The 18198-nt window shown below is 29.7% G+C and carries 15 protein-coding genes and 1 other RNA gene; 8 read left to right on the top strand and 8 right to left on the bottom strand.

All coding sequences use genetic code 11. From position 1 onward, the window contains the following. Window positions 1-46: 46 nt before the first annotated feature. The 6 genes from APS56_RS01100 (at window position 47) to APS56_RS01075 (ending at window position 5057) form a co-directional block, all read left to right on the top strand. Window positions 47-628, top strand: a complete 582-nt coding sequence (locus APS56_RS01100) for a MiaE family protein (RefSeq protein WP_054723977.1) — start codon at window positions 47-49, stop codon at window positions 626-628. A gap of 190 nt (window positions 629-818) precedes the next feature. Beyond that, the gene (gene pheT, locus APS56_RS01095) at window positions 819-3245 is read left to right on the top strand and encodes a phenylalanine--tRNA ligase subunit beta (RefSeq protein WP_054723975.1); all 2427 of its coding nucleotides are present in this window, start codon (window positions 819-821) and stop codon (window positions 3243-3245) included. A 6-nt stretch (window positions 3246-3251) separates the two neighbouring features. Beyond that, window positions 3252-4103, top strand: coding sequence for a phosphatase PAP2 family protein (locus APS56_RS01090; RefSeq protein ID WP_054723972.1), 852 nt, complete (start codon window positions 3252-3254; stop codon window positions 4101-4103). Window positions 4104-4271: 168 nt separating this feature from the next. Further along, entirely contained in the window at window positions 4272-4514 is a 243-nt protein-coding gene (locus APS56_RS01085) for a putative signal transducing protein (protein WP_054723970.1), read from the top strand. A gap of 29 nt (window positions 4515-4543) precedes the next feature. Continuing rightward, on the top strand, window positions 4544-4804 hold the full coding sequence (locus APS56_RS01080; RefSeq protein WP_054723968.1) for a putative signal transducing protein: 261 nt from the start codon (window positions 4544-4546) through the stop codon (window positions 4802-4804). 10 nt (window positions 4805-4814) lie between these two features. Further along, a complete protein-coding gene (locus APS56_RS01075) occupies window positions 4815-5057 on the top strand; it encodes a putative signal transducing protein (protein WP_054723966.1) in 243 nt (80 codons plus the stop codon). A 3-nt stretch (window positions 5058-5060) separates the two neighbouring features. Here APS56_RS01075 and APS56_RS01070 read toward each other — a convergent pair whose 3' ends face one another. Further along, window positions 5061-6686 carry an ABC-F family ATP-binding cassette domain-containing protein gene (locus APS56_RS01070; protein WP_054723965.1) on the bottom strand — a complete coding sequence of 542 codons (1626 nt, stop codon included), beginning with the start codon at window positions 6684-6686 and terminating at the stop codon, window positions 5061-5063. 253 nt (window positions 6687-6939) lie between these two features. On the opposite strand from APS56_RS01070, the gene APS56_RS01065 reads away from it, so the two are divergent. Continuing rightward, window positions 6940-8361 carry a hypothetical protein gene (locus APS56_RS01065; RefSeq protein ID WP_054723963.1) on the top strand — a complete coding sequence of 474 codons (1422 nt, stop codon included), beginning with the start codon at window positions 6940-6942 and terminating at the stop codon, window positions 8359-8361. Window positions 8362-8432: 71 nt separating this feature from the next. Here APS56_RS01065 and APS56_RS01060 read toward each other — a convergent pair whose 3' ends face one another. Continuing rightward, window positions 8433-9236: an SDR family oxidoreductase gene (locus tag APS56_RS01060; protein ID WP_054723961.1), complete on the bottom strand. Its 804-nt coding sequence runs from the start codon at window positions 9234-9236 to the stop codon at window positions 8433-8435. Window positions 9237-9388: 152 nt separating this feature from the next. Beyond that, window positions 9389-9487, bottom strand: an RNA gene (gene ffs / locus APS56_RS16685) — signal recognition particle sRNA small type. 87 nt (window positions 9488-9574) lie between these two features. Here ffs and APS56_RS01055 point away from each other — a divergent pair. Next, on the top strand, window positions 9575-10609 hold the full coding sequence (locus APS56_RS01055) for a glutaminyl-peptide cyclotransferase (protein ID WP_054723959.1): 1035 nt from the start codon (window positions 9575-9577) through the stop codon (window positions 10607-10609). A 10-nt stretch (window positions 10610-10619) separates the two neighbouring features. Here APS56_RS01055 and APS56_RS01050 read toward each other — a convergent pair whose 3' ends face one another. The 5 genes from APS56_RS01050 to APS56_RS01030 are packed head-to-tail and all read right to left on the bottom strand — an operon-like array spanning window position 10620 to window position 18168. Next, window positions 10620-11018 carry a response regulator gene (locus tag APS56_RS01050; protein WP_054723957.1) on the bottom strand — a complete coding sequence of 133 codons (399 nt, stop codon included), beginning with the start codon at window positions 11016-11018 and terminating at the stop codon, window positions 10620-10622. Window positions 11019-11029: 11 nt separating this feature from the next. After that, complete coding sequence (locus APS56_RS01045) at window positions 11030-13108, bottom strand: ATP-binding protein (RefSeq protein ID WP_054723955.1); 2079 nt, start codon at window positions 13106-13108, stop codon at window positions 11030-11032. Between the two features lie 4 nt (window positions 13109-13112). Next, complete coding sequence (locus APS56_RS01040; protein WP_054723952.1) at window positions 13113-13487, bottom strand: response regulator; 375 nt, start codon at window positions 13485-13487, stop codon at window positions 13113-13115. Between the two features lie 58 nt (window positions 13488-13545). Further along, window positions 13546-16053 (bottom strand): PAS domain-containing protein, encoded by a 2508-nt coding sequence (locus tag APS56_RS01035; RefSeq protein ID WP_054723950.1) that lies wholly within the window; start codon window positions 16051-16053, stop codon window positions 13546-13548. 42 nt (window positions 16054-16095) lie between these two features. Then, entirely contained in the window at window positions 16096-18168 is a 2073-nt protein-coding gene (locus tag APS56_RS01030; protein ID WP_054723948.1) for a PAS domain-containing protein, read from the bottom strand. Window positions 18169-18198: the final 30 nt, after the last annotated feature.

The following is an 18198-nucleotide window of genomic DNA, read 5'->3' as shown; positions in this document are numbered from 1 at the left end:
CTTTTATTAAAGGAACTTATAACTACATTTACAGAAAATTAATAATATGCTTGGTTTAAAATTAGCAACCGACCCACGTTGGGTAAATATAGTGGAGTCTAATATAGAAGAAATCCTTACAGATCATGCGTGGTGTGAGCAAAAAGCCGCCACCAATGCTATAACTATAATCACACATAATTCTGAACATGAAGATTTAGTTACCGATTTACTTGCGTTAGCCAAAGAAGAATTAGAGCATTTTCAAATGGTTCATGATATCATCAAACAACGAGGTTACAAATTAGGTAGAGAACGTAAAGATAGTTATGTTAATGAACTATATAAGTTTATGAATAAAGGCGGTAATAGACAACAAAGCATGGTAGACAGGCTATTATTTTCTGCTATGATTGAAGCCAGAAGTTGTGAACGCTTTAAATTATTATCAAAAAAAATAAAAGACCCTAAACTTTCAAAATTTTATCATGATTTAATGATTAGTGAGGCAGGTCATTACACAACCTTCATTGGGTTTGCTCGTAAGTACGGCAAAGACATTGATGTTGATAAACGTTGGCAAGAACTTATAAACTTTGAAGCTAAGGTTATTCAAAATTATGGTAAATCTGAAACCATTCATGGTTAGTTTTTTTAAACTAAAAATTTGTTTTAAAACACCTACCAATCTCTCACCCCCTGTCATTGCTAATTGTTTTCAAATAAAACATGATTAAATTCTACCAATCATTGAATTTTATACACAAATAATTACGCTTTGTTTGAATGCTACATTTCAATATTTTATCTTTGCCCACAGAAAATTTAGGACATCACAAATGAAGATTTCATATAATTGGTTAAAACAATTTATCAAAACAGATTGGACACCAGAACAAACGAGTGAATTACTTACAGATTTAGGATTAGAAGTAGAAGGCATAGAAGCCTACCAATCTGTTAAAGGCGGGTTAGAAGGTATTATTGTTGGTGAAGTTTTAACTTGTATCCAACACCCAAACGCAGATAAATTGAAAGTAACAACTGTAAATATTGGAACTGAAGCTCCTTTACAGATTGTTTGTGGAGCTCCCAATGTAGCTGCAGGACAAAAAGTACCAGTTGCCACTATTGGAACTACTTTATATACCGAAACTGGTGACTCTTGGACTATTAAAAAAGGAAAAATTAGAGGTGAAGAAAGCTACGGAATGATTTGTGCTGAAGATGAATTAGGCTTAGGGAAATCACATGATGGTATTTTAGTTTTAGATGAAAACACCAAAGTAGGCACAGCAGTTTCAAGCATTTTTGATATTGAAAACGATCAAGTTTTTGAAATTGGACTAACTCCAAATAGAGCTGATGCCATGAGTCATTTTGGCACTGCTCGCGACTTAAAAGCAGGACTTACACAAAAAGAAATTAATTTAGAACTTATTACGCCTTCGGTTAGTGCATTTCACGTTGAAAACCGCACCTTAAAAATGGATGTGGAGGTAAAAGATAAAAACTTAGCACCACGTTATTGTGGCTTAACTATTTCAGGTATAAAAGTCAAAGAATCCCCATCTTGGCTTCAACATCGTTTAAAAGCCATTGGATTAAAACCACTTAATAATATAGTAGATGTTACCAATTATGTACTTCATGAATTGGGCCAGCCATTGCATGCTTTTGATACAGCTAAAATATCCGGAAATAAAATTGAAGTAAAAACATTAGAATCAGGTACAAAATTCATCACTTTAGATGGAATTGAACGAGAATTGCACGAAGATGATTTAATGATTTGTGATGCAGAAAAGCCAATGTGTATTGCTGGTATCTTTGGAGGTATTTATTCTGGAGTTTCAGAAACTACAACAAGTATTTTCTTGGAAAGTGCGTATTTTAACCCAGTAAGTATTAGAAAATCTGCAAAACGTCATGGACTAAATACGGATGCATCTTTCAGATTTGAACGTGGAATTGACCCAAACATAACTGAATATGCCTTAAAACGTGCTGCCTTATTAATTCAGGAAGTAGCTGGAGGCGAAATTACAAGTGATATTGGTGATTTTTATCCTAAAAAAATTGAAGATTTTCAAGTGCGATTGAGTTTTGAAAATGCAAAAAAATTAATTGGAGAAGAAATCCCTAAAGAAACTATTAAAAGCATTTTATCGTCACTTGATATTAAAGTAAATAATGTTACCGAAGCTGGATTAGGTTTGACGGTTCCTGCCTATAGAAATGATGTGCAACGTGAGGCTGATATTATTGAGGAAATATTACGTGTTTACGGCTATAACAATATAGAAACTACTAAAAAACTAAATGCCTCAATTTCTACTTCATCACGCTTTGAAGATTATAAGGTTCAAAATATTATTGGCAACCAATTGGCTTCACAAGGTTTTTATGAAATCCTTTCCAATTCACTTACAACACCTAATTATACAGCTTTAAGCGAACAGTTAGAAGCTTCTAATAACATTACAATCTTAAATCCTTTAAGTAAGGACCTATCTGTTTTAAGACAATCGGCACTGTTTTCCGGATTAGAGGCTTTATCTTTCAACATCAACCGAAAGCGTTCAGATTTAAAACTATTTGAATTCGGAAAAACCTATCACGGTTACCACGAAAAACGAGAAGAATTTAAACATTTAGCAATATTTGCAACTGGAAATCAATCACAGGAAAACTGGATAAACTCTGGACAAAAAAGCGATTTTTTCTTTTTAAAAGGAAGTATTATTTCCGTTTTAGAACGTTTAGGAATTTCTCGTTATAGAGAAACCCCTACAAAGAATGATGTGATTTCAGAAGGTATTAGTTTTAGCTTAGGAAAAACGATATTAGTTGATTTTGGATTGGTTAAAAAATCTATTTTAAAACATTTTGATATTTCACAAGATGTATTATTTGCTGACTTTAACTGGGATGCTGTTTTAGATATTATAAAGCGTAATAAAATTACCTTTAAACCCATTTCTAAATATCCAGAAGTACGCCGTGATTTTGCATTACTTTTAGATGAAAATGTTTCGTTCGAGTCTATTTATAAACTAGCTAAGCAAAGTGAAAAACAACTGCTTAAAAATGTAAATTTATTTGATGTATATCAAGGAAAAAACCTTCCTAATGGTAAAAAAAGCTATGCAATTAGCTTCACCTTACAAGATGAAAACAAAACGCTTACCGATAAACAGATAGATAAAATCATGAATAAGCTGCAGTTTAGTTTTGAAAAAGAGCTTGGAGCTGAATTGAGATAGAACGTAATGAGTTTAACCAAATACTTTTTACTTATCATTTGCATTGCATTTGGATTGTGTAGTACTGCTCAAAATGTAGATTTAATAACCCATACTGACACTACCAGTACATGGAACTTATTAAAACAAGATTCAAAAAGTACTTGGGGCGGTATTAAGCACTCCACTTTAAGACCTATTCATTGGAAGGGGCAAGATTTTAAAAAATTGAGTTTTCTGTTAGCAGGAACAGCAGGGCTTTCCCTTTTAGATGAAAGTGCAAATTCATATTTCATAAAACAAGAACAAAACGCTCCCAAATTATTAAAAGATTTTGGCTGGTATTTTGGAAGTCCTCAAAATTATTTTATGGTGAATGCTGGTCTTTACGGCTTTGGTTTATTTACAAAAAATGAAAAAATAAGAAAAACAAGTGTTTTAATAATTTCTTCTTCTGTAACCAGTGGTCTCATACAGTCCATTACAAAAAATGTAATAGGAAGAGCACGCCCTAACAGCGGCTATGATCCGTATGAATTTCGATTTTTTTCTAGTGAAGGAGATTTTCATTCTTTTCCTTCAGGCCATACTATTTTATCTATTACTATGGCTCATGCAATAGCAAAACAATTTAATAGTAGTTGGTCTAAAGTTGCCGTATATTCTATTGGTGCTATTCCCCCACTTTCTAGGCTAACCGCAAATGCACATTGGTTGACCGATATAGCATTCAGTACTGCAATAAGTATTATTGTGGTTGATAGTATTGATAAGTTTCTTCACAAAAGCCAAACTTATCATTCAGACAAAAACAATCACAAAATAACTTGGAATTTAGCGTTTACCCCTAACCAAATTGGAGTTATAGGTCGTTTTTAATTTTATATTCAACCAAGTACACATAGCAAAACCATATTCACCATCCCTAATGAAGTAAACCTGATTTTTGCCAATTCTAAAAAATCAAAAACCTAAAACCGCGTTAAATCAGATTTTTTATTGAAAAATTTTCGTACCTTTAAGAAGGAACCCTTAAAAGATAATATTATGAAAACGTCAAACTACATAAGAGTATTTATGGGAGATTTTATTTCAGTTCAACGCATCTTTCTTGCGCTTGAAAGTGAAAATATTTGTGCTATTATTAAAGACGAATCTGAGTCAGCTAGATTAGCTGGTTTTGGCGCGTCTATCCAAGGGGTTCAAGAAATACATGTTCATAAAGATGAACTAAAAAGAGCAACTTCCATAGTTGAAAATATTTCTTCTGAAATGGAAACTCAAAACTAAAATATCAATTTTAATTTAAAACTCTAATTATGAGGCCCCTTGATTTCGTAAAAATTTTTACTGGAAGTTCAATCATTGTTCAACGTGTTATTTTCGATTTAGAAAACACTAATATAAAGCCTATTGTTAAAGATCAAACTGAATCTGCAAGATTAGCAGGATTTGGTGGAGGTTTAATTCCAGGGTTTCAACAAGTTTTTGTTCATAAAGATCAACTTGAAAAAGCACTTCCAATAATAGAAAGTATAACTTTTGAATTAGAAACGCAAGACCACGAATTCAATCACTAAACTTAAAACTATGAATGACTCTAATTATACCATAATATATTCCGGTAATTTAATTATTGCTCAACGCATTGTCTCTGAATTAAAAAAAGCTAATATTCACGCTATTGTAAAAGAGCAAACAGAATCAGGCTTGCTTATTCCTGTATTTGGCGGCTCCAATTCAGATTACCAGGAACTTTTTGTACATAAAGATGAACTTGACAAAGCACTTCCTATCGTTAAAAATATTACTTCAGAATTGCAAAAAGATTAAAAATTATACTTCAACCGTATACATTTTATCACGCAATTCTTTAATTTTCTTATCCTGCATATACTCATCAAAAGTAGTATATCTATCAATTATACCGTTTGGAGTAAGTTCTATAACTCTATTGGCTACGGTTTGTGCAAACTCATGATCATGGGTCGTAAATAACATTGTACCTTTAAAGTTTTTTAGGGAATTATTAAAGGCCGTGATACTTTCTAAATCTAAATGGTTTGTTGGCTCATCAAGCATCAGTACATTGGCTCTTACCATCATCATTCTACTTAACATACAGCGTACTTTTTCACCACCAGAAAGCACATTCGATTTTTTAAGTGCTTCTTCGCCACTAAAAATCATTTTCCCTAAAAATCCACGAATGTAAACTTCTTCACGTTCTTCTTCAGTAGTAGCCCACTGACGCAACCAATCTACTAAGCTCAAGTTATTTTCAAAAAACTCACTATTATCTAATGGTAGATAAGATTGCGTCGTTGTTACACCCCAATCAAACTTTCCCGCATCAGCTTTTTCTTTATGATTTAATATCTGATAAAATGCCGTTGTAGCCCTAGAGTCTCTTGAGAATACAACAACTTTATCTCCTTTAGCTAAGTTTAAGTCAATCCCTTTAAATAGTACTTCGCCATCAAGGGATGCTGCCAGTCCTTCCACATTTAATATCTGATCACCAGCTTCTCTATCTCGTTCAAAAATAATAGCTGGATATCTACGGCTAGTTCTTCTAATATCAGCAATATTTAGCTTATCAATCATTTTCTTTCTACTAGTAGCTTGTTTACTTTTTGCAACGTTAGCAGAAAAACGACGTATAAATTCTTCTAATTCTTTTTTCTTTTCTTCAGCTTTTTTATTTTGCTGTGCATGCTGCCTTGCTGCTAATTGAGAAGATTCATACCAAAACGTATAATTTCCTGAATAATGGTTGATTTTTCCAAAATCAATATCAGAAATATGTGTACAAACAGCATCCAAGAAGTGTCTATCATGCGAAACTACTATCACACAATTTTCATAATTAGCCAAAAAATTCTCTAACCAAGAAATAGTTTCATAATCTAAATCATTTGTAGGCTCATCCATTATAAGTAAATCTGGACTTCCAAATAAAGCTTGTGCCAACAACACTCGTACTTTTTGCTTTCCATCCAAATCCTTCATTAAGGTATAGTGAAATTCTTCTTTTATACCTAAATTTGACAACATAGCTGCTGCATCACTATCTGCATTCCAACCATTCATTTCTTCAAACTGAACTTGAAGTTCTCCAATCCTATCTGCATTTTCATCAGAATAATCTGCATACAGCGCATCCATTTCAGATTTTATTTCAAATAATGGCTTATTCCCCATTAAAATAGTTTCCAAAACGGTATGTTCATCATATAAATTATGATTTTGCTCTAATACCGACATACGCTTACCTGCCTCCAAATGAACCTGTCCTGAAGTAGGTTCCATTTTACCAGAAATAATTTTTAAAAATGTTGACTTCCCTGAACCATTTGCACCTATAATCCCATAACAATTGCCATTATTAAAGGTGGTATTTACTTCATCAAAAAGAATGCGTTTTCCAAATTGAACAGACAAATTTGATACTGATAACATAGAGCTAATTTTATTTTTTGCAAAAGTAAAAAAATTAGACCTTTAAGGCGTTAGATCTGTCACTTATTTTTTAGTTTATAGCTGAAATTAAACATTTAACAGCGCATTAACAGCACAATTTAAAAGCAAAACATATTTTTGTATATTATTTTTTTATAACCAACTGTAAGACATAAAATACAGCTTTGCAAATTCCTCACTATTTGCTAAAAAGCAATAACGTAGGTACGTTTATTAAAATGAAAAACAATAGATGAAATTATATTTTTGGTTTTTAATCATACTTATTTCACTTGTAGGTTGCAAAAAAAACATCCAACAGGACGAGGGTGAAGTGGCCTATTTTGGTGGAGAAATAATAAACCCCAATACAAATTTTGTTGTTATTGGTAAGTCTGACAAAGTGTTTGATACTATCTTACTCGATAAGAACAATAGATTTTCTTATAAGTTAAAACATTTAAAACCTGGTTTATACACCTTTAAACACGGTAGTGAAGTACAAATGGTATTTTTAGAGCCTATGGATAGTATTATTTTTAGGCTTAATACCTTGGAGTTTGACGAATCATTAGTTTATACTGGTATTGGAGCAAAAAAGAATAACTATTTTATGAATGAGTTTTTAAAAAATGAAAGTTTAGAATCTGATATTTTTAAATACTGTCAATTAGAACCATTGGCTTTTGAACATAAAATAGACTCCCTTAGAAATATTAAAAATAAAAAATTGCAACGTTTTTCTAAGAAGCACAAAACCTCTTCTTTATTTAACAGGATTGCACAAGCCAACATTGATTATAAATATTATACTCGTAAAGAAATTTATCCTTTTGTCCATTATGGAGAAGGCAAGCATAATATCATAAATTCATTACCTGATAGTTTTTATAGCTATCGCAAAAATATTGATTATAATGATGATTTTTTAAAAGATTATTTTAGTTACAATGATTTTTTGAGATCTAATTTAAATAATTTGGCACTTAAGCAGCATTTTAAACACACTAAGGAATGCCAAGTTAAAAGGAACTCCCTCTGTTATAATCTTGATAGACTTAATATTATTGACAGCTTAGTTAGTAATGAAACTATAAAAAATGATTTACTTTACCACAACACCATGTCTTTTTTAGCAAAAAACAAGAATTTAGATAATAACAGTGTTGTTTTAAAATCTTTTTTAGAGAAAAGTACCGACGAAAAAAATAAAACAGTAGTATCCCAATATGTAGCGTCCTTAAACAATTTAAGGCCAGGCCAAGTATTTCCTAATATAAAAATAGTTAACTATCAAAATACTGAATTTAATAGTAACTCATTAATAAATGCCCCCACCGCTATTTGTTTTTGGTCACACTCATTCTACGAGCATTTCAGAAAAAGTCATAATAAAATTAAAGAGTTAAGAGTAAAATATCCTGAAATTAATTTTATTATTATTAATATAGATGACTATGGCACAGGTAAATGGGTTTCTACTTTAGAAAAAAATAAATTTCCTTTAAAAGGTGAATATCAATTTAAAACTCCTGAAGCTTCCAGAAATTTATTAGCCATCCACCCTATGACTAAAGTTATAGTTGTCAATAAACACAACAGAATTGTAAACAATAATGCTAATATTTTTGCTGTAGGTTTTGAACAGGAATTATTAGGGTTAATCAATCAATAGTGCGTAAAAAAACAAGATGTAATTAATCTAATTGTTACTTGTATTGTTTATAACATACTCACTCATTTTATTCACAATTTATAGTGATTCATCAGTATTTTTTCGTAGAGTTTATCTGGTAAGATACGTTTTAAAACAATAGAAAATTTCTGCATAAACGCCCCTACTTTATAATGCACCTTTGGAGTGGATGTATTCATAATTTTATACACAGCTTCAGCCATCATATATGGATTGCTTCCAGCATCCACATGGTCATTCATTAAATTTAAAGTATCACCATACGGTTTTTTATATGGCGAATCATTTAACAGTGGTGCATGATAACGTCCAGCAGCAATATTAGTAGCAAAATCTCCAGGAGCTACATTTGTCATTTGAATATTGAATTCTTTCAGTTCCATCCTAAATGCTTCAGTTACTAATTCCAAAGCTCCTTTACTTGCGCTGTATATACCCCGATATGGCAAGCCCATATAGCCTGCAATGGATGTAATATTCAAAATCAAGCCTGCTTTTTGTTTTCGCATTTGAGGTAATACAGCTTTTATTACATTTATGGGGCCAAAAAAATTAGTTTCAAAATTAGCTTTAATTTCAGCATCTGGAATTTCTTCAATTGGTCCTGTAATACCCGCTCCTGCATTATTTATTAAAACATCAAGCCTTCCCTCTTTCCTTATAATTTCTTGAACTGCTTGAGATATGGTTTCAATTTTCTTGACATCTAAAGTTAAAATATCAAACTGGCTGTTCTTATAATTTTCTGGAGTTCTACTGGTTCCATAAACCTTAAAACCTTTTTCTGTTAAAAACTCACCAATAGACTTACCAATTCCAGAAGAACCTCCTGTGATTAAAACAACTTTAGACATGTAATTGCATTGAAAAATTAAAAATGTAAAATTAAACAAAAGTAATTTGCTTAACTTCAATATTTATTAATATGTTGATTGATTTTTAATTTACGAAGAATACCTGGCATCTTTACGATGGAAATATTTGCTGTTCATATTTAAGAACAAAAAAAAGGCAAGCTACCTACATCACACCGCTACGACCATTTACCTTTGCTGCGTTCCCGCCCTGGAGGATTCAACAGGAGCTGGTTGTGTAGGACTTGCCGGTTGCAAAGATACAACCTTTTAAAAATTTCACAATGATTTTTTAAACTGATTTTAAATAAATATCTTGCTTAAAATTTAAAGCACCAATGAAAATATTCAAAGCTCTCACAATCATAATTTTAGGAATTATTATTATTTCTTGCGGTTCGAATGCTGGACAGAAAAAAAATGATTTTTTTATTAAAACCAATGCTAACAAAGGCGATATTTCAATTGATGAAGATTTAAATCTTTCTTTAGATAACAAAAAAAATCATACAATTGATTCGGTTTCCTTCTCCTTAAATGGAAAAAAAATTAATGCTACTTCTAGTTTAAAAAATAAAAAATTGGGGAAACAAACCGTAGAAGCTACCGTTTATTTTAACAACGAAAAACAAGTAGTTTCAACAAGCATTACAATATTAAATAACGAAACTCCAAAAATATACAATTATAAAATCATTAATGAATACCCTCATGATATAACTTCATACACACAAGGTATTGAATTTTATAACGATACTTTATATGAAAGCACGGGGCAATATAAAGAATCGAAACTTAGAAAAGTAGATTATAAAACTGGTAAGGTTATTAGAAATATTGATTTGGCTGATGAATATTTTGGAGAAGGTCTCACCATTTTAAAAAACAAAATTTACCAATTAACTTGGAAAGAAGGTACTGGTTTTGTTTACGATGTAACAACTTTTGAAAAACTAAGCAGTTTTAAATACGGTAATAGTAAAGAAGGCTGGGGTTTGTGTAATAATGATAATGTTATTTACAAAAGTGATGGTACTGAAAAAATCTGGCTATTAAATCCAGAAACCTTAGTTGAAGAAGATTACATTCAAGTTTATACCAATAAAGGAAAAATTGTAGGTATTAATGAAATGGAATGGATTGATGGAAATATTTATGCAAATCGCTACCAAAAAGATGGTGTGGCAATCATTAATCCAAAAAATGGGGCCATTATTGGTGTTATTGATTTTTCACCACTAAAAAAACTGGTTACTCAACATGAAGGATTAGATGTTTTAAATGGTATTGCCTATAATCCCGAAACTAAAACCATTTTTGTTACAGGAAAACGTTGGGATAAGTTGTTTGAAGTTGAAATTATAAAGAACTAATATTAAATAATTATACGTAAGCAAAAACATCTTTTAAGACGTCTTTTAGTTTGGTTAAATCTAAAGGCTTTATGAGATATTTTTTAACATAAGGATTATTATTTGCTCTTTCAATATCAAATTGATTGTGTGACGATGTGAGCATAACAATATTGCAATTTTCTTTTTTTTGTGCTGGAAATTTGTCAAAGATTTCTAAGAAACCAAAACCATCCATTTCAGGCATTTTTATATCTAAAAAAATTAACTTTGGAAATTTACCTTCCATATGTTTAAGATAATCTAACGCTTCAACGGGTGAACATTGTACTGTTATTTTAGTTGTTATTTTTGATTTTCCTACAATAAATTTATTGATATAATTATCAATATTATTATCATCTATCAACAAAACTTCTTCTAGGTTCATAGCTCAATTTGTTATTTAGTATTCGGCAAAATAATTGTGAATTTTGTTTCCTTATTTATTTCAGATTCAACATTTATAGTGCCTCTTAATTTGTCAACCGTTTCCTTTACAATATACATACCCATTCCTGAACCCTTAGAATACTTTGTTGCCCTATAAAACATGTCAAAAATTTTATTCAAATGTTTTTTTGCTATGCCTACCCCATTATCTGCAATTTCAATTACTGCTTTTTCAGAATCTGTGTTTACTGATATATGTATAAAATGTTCTTTTTTATTTTCATCATAATATTTAAAAGCATTGGAAATAATATTGTTTAGGATAATTTCTAATCTTTTTTTATCAGAATAAAAATCTACTTGTTGGTTTACTTCCACAAATGTTTTATGCTTCAACTTAACATTCATAAATTTTAAATTATTACAAGAAAAATGTATTAATTCGTCAAAATCAATTTTTACATTCTTAACCAGTGTTCTAGTATTTCTAGAATAATCTAAAATATCTTCAATAAACGTATCCATTTTATCAATGGTTTGTGACATCATTTTTAAGTGTGCTTTTAATTCATCTTGTTCAGCGTACAATCCAGACTCAGAGATGTTTATCAAGCCCCTTAAAGAAGTTAAAGGTGCTCTTAGGTCATGGGACGCGCTATATACAAATCTATCAAGTTCTTCATTACTCTTTATTAATTCAATATTTTTTTCTTTTAAGGTTACCTCTGCTTTTTTACGTTCTGTAATGTCGCGTGCAATACCAAGAATTTTACCATCACTTTGTAATTTAGCAGATATTTCAGCCTCAATTAAACTCCCATCTTTTCTAATTAATTGTCTGTAAATAAATAAAGAGTCGCCACTTTTCATCTTCTCCACACTTTTAGGCATTTCCGTCAGTCCCCCTACAACAAAATCTCTGGTTTTTAATTTTTTAAACTCTTCAGAAGTATAACCTAAAGATTCACAAGCCGATTTATTGAAATCGTGAATTGTTCCATCAAATGAATAAGTAATTATAGCATCACTAGCTTGTTCTATTAAAGATTGATATGATTCATCAATTTTTTTAACCTCTTGAGCTATATTATATTTTTCAATAGCAATATTTGCCAAATTAACAGAAAAACTTAAAGTGTTTATTTCATCTAAAGAAGGCATTTTAACCCTATTACTATAAATAGCAAAAGTACCTAACACTTCATTACTTTTAGAAAGGATAGGAATAGACCAACAAGATTTTAAATGATGTTTTAACGCAATATCTTTATAATTACTCCATCGAGGATCTATATCAATGTCTGATACAATTACTGGTTTTTTTATAAAAGCAGCTGTACCACAAGATCCAACTTGCTCTCCAATTCTCACACGTTTTACAGCTTTTCGATAACCTTTAGGAAGTGATGGAGCTGACATCAATTCTAAATGTATTCCATCAGGTTGCATTACATTGATAGATCCAAAATAATCAGAGTGCATTGATTCAAAATTAATCAATATATGATCTAAAATTTTATCAAGCTTTGTGTTTTCAGTAATTAAATCCATGATTTGATTTTCATGGGTTAAAACTTGTTCTGCCTTTTTTCGTTCTACAATTTCGTTTTTTAATTCTAATGTTTTTTCTTCTAATTTATTAATTAAACGTTCACTATAAAGTTTTAAAACTTCCTCATCATTAATTCTAGCCCTTCTAACATATGCTTTTTTAGAGGTTATTTTATCAAAAATATCTTCAACAATAAATAATAAAGCTTCGTGATCAATCGGTTTTTTTATAAATTTTGCAGCTCCTAATTTTAATGCAAATTCTTCATCAGGTTTTTCTGTATATGTGGATGTATAAAATACAAAGGGTATTTTTTTTAAATCTTTTTCCTTTTTACAGGCTTGACAGAACATATAGCCATCCATTATTGGCATTAAAATATCTGAAATAATTAAATCAACTTTTGTATGATGCAATTTTGATAAACCTTCTTTTCCATCTTTAGCATCTACAACTAAATAGCCATTTTTTTCAAGAATGACTCTAAGCAAGTAGAGGTTTTCAATATTATCATCAACAATGAGTATGGTTTTCATTTACTTAATTTTTTGTTTTATAGATACTTTCCATTTGTTTAACGAAAATATCAGGGTCTATTGGTTTTTCTATGTAACCATCTGCTCCAGCTTCTATTGATTTTTCTTTATCTCCACCCATAGCGTAAGAGGTTACAGTAATATAAACGGTATTTTTTGGCAAACCGTTAAAAGCCAACTTACTACATATTTCATAACCATCCATATCAGGTAATTGAATATCAATTAAAATAATATCAGGTTTATGTTCATGCGCTAATTTTAAGCCGTCGTTTCCATTATAAGCTTTAATGACATTATAATTACTTTTTTTAAGAAGATACGATAGCATATACATATTTTGTTCATTATCTTCAATTATTAAAATTGATAAATTCATAGTTATGAGAGAATAATATTTAACTTTTTATTGAATTATTTATAAATATAGCAATTTATTACAAAGGTAATGTAAAGGTAAAGGTACTACCTACACCTAACTTACTTTCTACCTGAATTGTTCCTCCTAATTTTAAGATTAAATTTTTTGAAATAGCTAAACCTAATCCAGTACCTTCATGACTTCTACTTAAGCCTCCTTCCAATTGAATAAAAGGAACAAACAACTTATTAATGTCTTTTTTACTTATACCAATACCTTGATCTATGACTTGAGTAACAACTAAATTATCCTTAACATCAACCTTAACTCGAATAACCCCTTCATTTGAAAATTTAATAGCGTTGGAAAGTAAATTTAATAATACTTGTTCTACGCGTCTTTCATCACTAACTATGGGTATATTAGTTTCAGAAATTTCAGATTCAATGTTCAATCCTTTTTTTAAAGCTTGAGGTATTAAAAAATCAACTGTTTTTTGTAATGAAACCACATAATTAAAAGGGTAATTTGATACTTTTAACTCACCAGCTTCAATTTTAGAAATATCCAGTACATCATTTATTAAACCTAATAAATGTTGACCACTTTTTTTCACCATGCCTATTTGTTTTAACTGTTCTTCATTTAAAGGCCCTGCAAATTCTTTAAGCAAAATACTGGTAAAACCAATAATAGAATTCATAGGTGTTCTTAATTCGTGTGACATGGTTGCTAAAAAAGCAGACTTCATTAAGTCTGCCGACTGTGCTTTTATTTTTTCTTTTTCTAATTCAATGGATTGAGAATTTATATCTTCTAAAAGGTTTAATAAAGCATCTTTACTATCATTAAGCTCTTCTGTTCTCAAGCTTACTAACTCCTCTAAATTATTTTTATAGTTTAATAATTCTTTTTCGTTTTCAATTCTCTCAGTAATGTCGGACGCAATACCAATATGACCATAAATATTGTTATTTGCATCAAATAGTTTTGTGATTTTTACAGAAAGATATCTAATGTTACCCTTTTTATCTTGGAATCGCATTTCAGACTTAAAGGCCATATTTGTTTTTATTGCTTTTTGCAATTCACTTAAAACACGAACTTTATCATCAGGATGTAAAGCATTTTGCCAACCATCTCCCATAGCTTCAGTAAAAGTCAATCCAGAGTATTTTATCCATTGCTCATTTACATAGGTACATTCTCCAACTTCATTTAAATTAAAAATAGCAACGGGTGCATTAGTAGTAAGACTACGGTATAAGAGCTCACTATTTTTCAACTCTAGTTCATTCTTTTTTCTATCTGTTACATCTTGTATTGTACCAAAAGATTTTTTAGGAACTTGGTTTGTATCATAAATTGTTTCTCCTTGTTTTTCAACATATTTAATTCGTCTACCATCAAACTTTAGGCGAAAAGTGATTTTAAAAGGCTTCTTGTTTTTAACTGAATAATTGTATGTATTAAATAGTAAATCTCTATCATCAGGATGAACAACACTTAGCATGGACTCTTGATTGACTTCAAATTGCTTAGGGTCTTTTTCAAATATTCGATACATTTCTTTAGACCAAGACATATCCTTCTTTTTAATGTCAAATTCCCAACTTCCAAGTTTAGCAATCTGTTGTGCTTTAATTAAGTTTAATTCACTTTTTTTTATTTGTTTTTTAGTGGTTTCATAAATTAATTTTAATTGAGTTTCTTGTTCTACTAATTTATCTTTAATTAATTTATTTAATCTTTCTGATTGTCCAACAAAAAACCATGCTCCCCAACTACCAAAAATTGTAATTACAAACCCAAATATAGCAAACCATATTGCCTCATTAAGTGTGCGTTGGGCTGGAACAACGTATAATTTCCATTCACCAGAAGGTATTTCAATTGGTACAGCATATTCTTTAAAAGAAGACATGTCTTTTTCTAAAAAGAATTCTTCATTTCCTGTTTCAAAATTAACTCTTGATAATTGATAAATAAAACGATTATTAGTAGTATCAATATTTAAGTCATTTAAAAAAGTGGAAAGCTTGGTAACAACGGCTGAAAATCCAGAAAACTCATTATCTATAAAAATGGGCTGCCGACTTATTATACCTATACCTCCTTGTTTTAAATTAACCGGTCCTGAAATAAAAAAATCTTTCCTATTAATAGTCGTTTTGGCTCCACTGCTTGACTCAGACCTTGTTAAAATATTAAGTCCTATTACATTGTTGTTTTTTAGTGGATACACATGAGTTATAACGCCATTACCATCTACTAATTCTACAACATTAAAATATTTATTTCTAGCTAATAATTCAATGGCTATATTATCAAAATCAGTAGGAATGCCATTTCTTTCAACAATATAAGCCAAAGATTTAGTTGCAGAATAGCTGTACATGATTAATGTATGTAATTTCTCTTCTATTAAATCTACTTGATTATTTATTTCCTTTTTTTGCTCATTTTCATTTATTAAATATTGTTGATATGCAATATATTGGGTAATAATAAATAGCAATATAAAAGTTGATAAACCTGCAACTAAAGGTTTTTTTAAAAAAAGATAAAGAACATTACTTTTCATAATAAAACAAAATTAAATGAAACCTCTATTTTAATTACTGTTCTACTTATCATTTTTTAACTTCATTTCTTTAATAATGTTTTTCAGTTCTTTCATTTTTAACTCCCTACCTACAAACAGTTTATTCATACGTTGCAGCTCTGCATTTTTTAAATTTACTTCTTCTGTTCTTGTTTTTATTAATTCTTCTAAGTTATCTCTATATATTTCTAATTCAGCCTCTGCATTTTTCTTTTCAGTTATATCCAAAATAGTAATCAAAATATGATCTTTATTATTTAATAAAAGAGGTTGTAATGACAGGGAAATAAATATAACAGCTTCTGTATGTAAGAGATATTTTAATTCCATATTTAACACATACCCCTCTTTTTTAAATGTACTCCAAAGCAAATTTTCATTATCTAAATTTGTTTGGTTGTTTAGTTTAAAAAAACCTATCTCTTCGGCCGTTTTTCCCAACATGTTTTCTCTTTTAAGTCCAACAATGTTTGTTAAGGCTTCATTTATTTCAATAATCTTTTTATCATTATCAAGAATAGCTTTCCCTATTACTTTTGACTCAAAGGCTTTAGAAAATTTCTCTTCATTTTCTATTATTTTTTGTTCAGACTTGATACGATCTGTTATATCTCTAATTATTCCTATTAAAAATTTATTGCCATTATCGTCAAAAAACCTTGATTTTTTTGTTGATATAATTAAAGTATTTTCTCCTTTAACAGAAAGAGTTTCTTCATTAATGTTCTCTATACCTGTAGATAATACTTGCTTATCAATTTTTAAAAAACTTTCTCTTTCTTCAACTGGCACATCCTCTGCAAGTGTTTTTCCTATTATTTCTTCTCTATTAAGGTGGAAAATTTTACAAAATGCATCATTAATAAGCAACAATCGACTTTGTTCGTCTTTTACAAAAATAGGATCCCCAATATTGTTTATAATATTATTAAGATATTTTTCATTTTTAACTATAAGTTTTTCTGCTTTTTTCTGCTCCGTTATATCTGTAAAATAAATAGTTAAGCCTTCAGGCGAAGGATAAATTCTATTTTCAATCCATTTATCACGAGATTCTATATACTCTTGGTAGTATTTTGTTTTTTGAGTTTCAAATGCCTCGTTATAAATGTTATAAATGGGACGATTAACATATTCTGAAAACTCTGTCCAAATATGTTTTCCTAATAAATCATTAGCTGATATTCCTAAAAATTCACCTGCCTTTTTATTTACATAAGTGTAACACCAATTGGTATCTAATGAAATAAAACCATCAGATATATTATTTAATGTTGTTTCTAATCTAAATGTTAGTTTTTTCTCAATTTCTTTCTTTTCGGTTTCTAAATGTTTTATTTTCTTCCTAGTGGAAAGAATTGAAAAAAGGTCTCTTTGTTGATTGGCTATAAATGTTGATTTCAAAGCGCTCTTATCAACAAGTTTTAGGTAGATGTATAAAAGAAATGCAAAAGCAAATGAAGCAAATGTTTTTCCTATGATATGCCCTAGAATGGTTGATTTAAATTCAACAGTATTATAAAATAATGCCACGTTAAAAAGAATGGAATCAAACATTAAAACTGTAAACAATGATAAAAATAGAATGAAAAAGAAATAACGAGTTCTAATTTTAGATATTAAAAATTGATAAACAACAATCAACACCAAAAAATCTAATAATAGAACGAAAGTTCCAATAATAAAAATCTTATAATTTATTTTGAAAATTGAATTTGCACTAGCTTGTACTTGCTGTAATTCATTAATTATCAACTCTTGTGAATGTGTTAAACCAAATAATAGTGTAACAATAAAATTTGATATTATAACACCTATGATTAACGACTTTGCACTTAAAACGCCTTCTTTTATATAAATTAATAATAAGCCAAATAAAACGGCACTAAATAATATAACCGACCCAGGATGGATGGTGTAAGTATCAAGAAATTCAAAATGCACTCTCCCTCCTAAAGTCGCCTGCAAATACTGTATAGAACCTAATAAAATATAAAGAGGCGCTAATCCTAATTTAGTTCTAAGTCTAAACAAAAAAAGGATACTTGCAGAAACAAATATAAATTCTATAAGGATTTGAACATAAATATCCATAAAAGTAGGATTTATCTTTATGGCAATTTA

Source organism: Pseudalgibacter alginicilyticus, from assembly GCF_001310225.1.
In the GTDB taxonomy this organism is placed as follows: Bacteria; Bacteroidota; Bacteroidia; order Flavobacteriales; family Flavobacteriaceae; genus Pseudalgibacter; species Pseudalgibacter alginicilyticus.
Note: the sequence above shows the minus strand (reverse complement) of the source record. Positions and strands in the feature narration are given on the sequence as shown.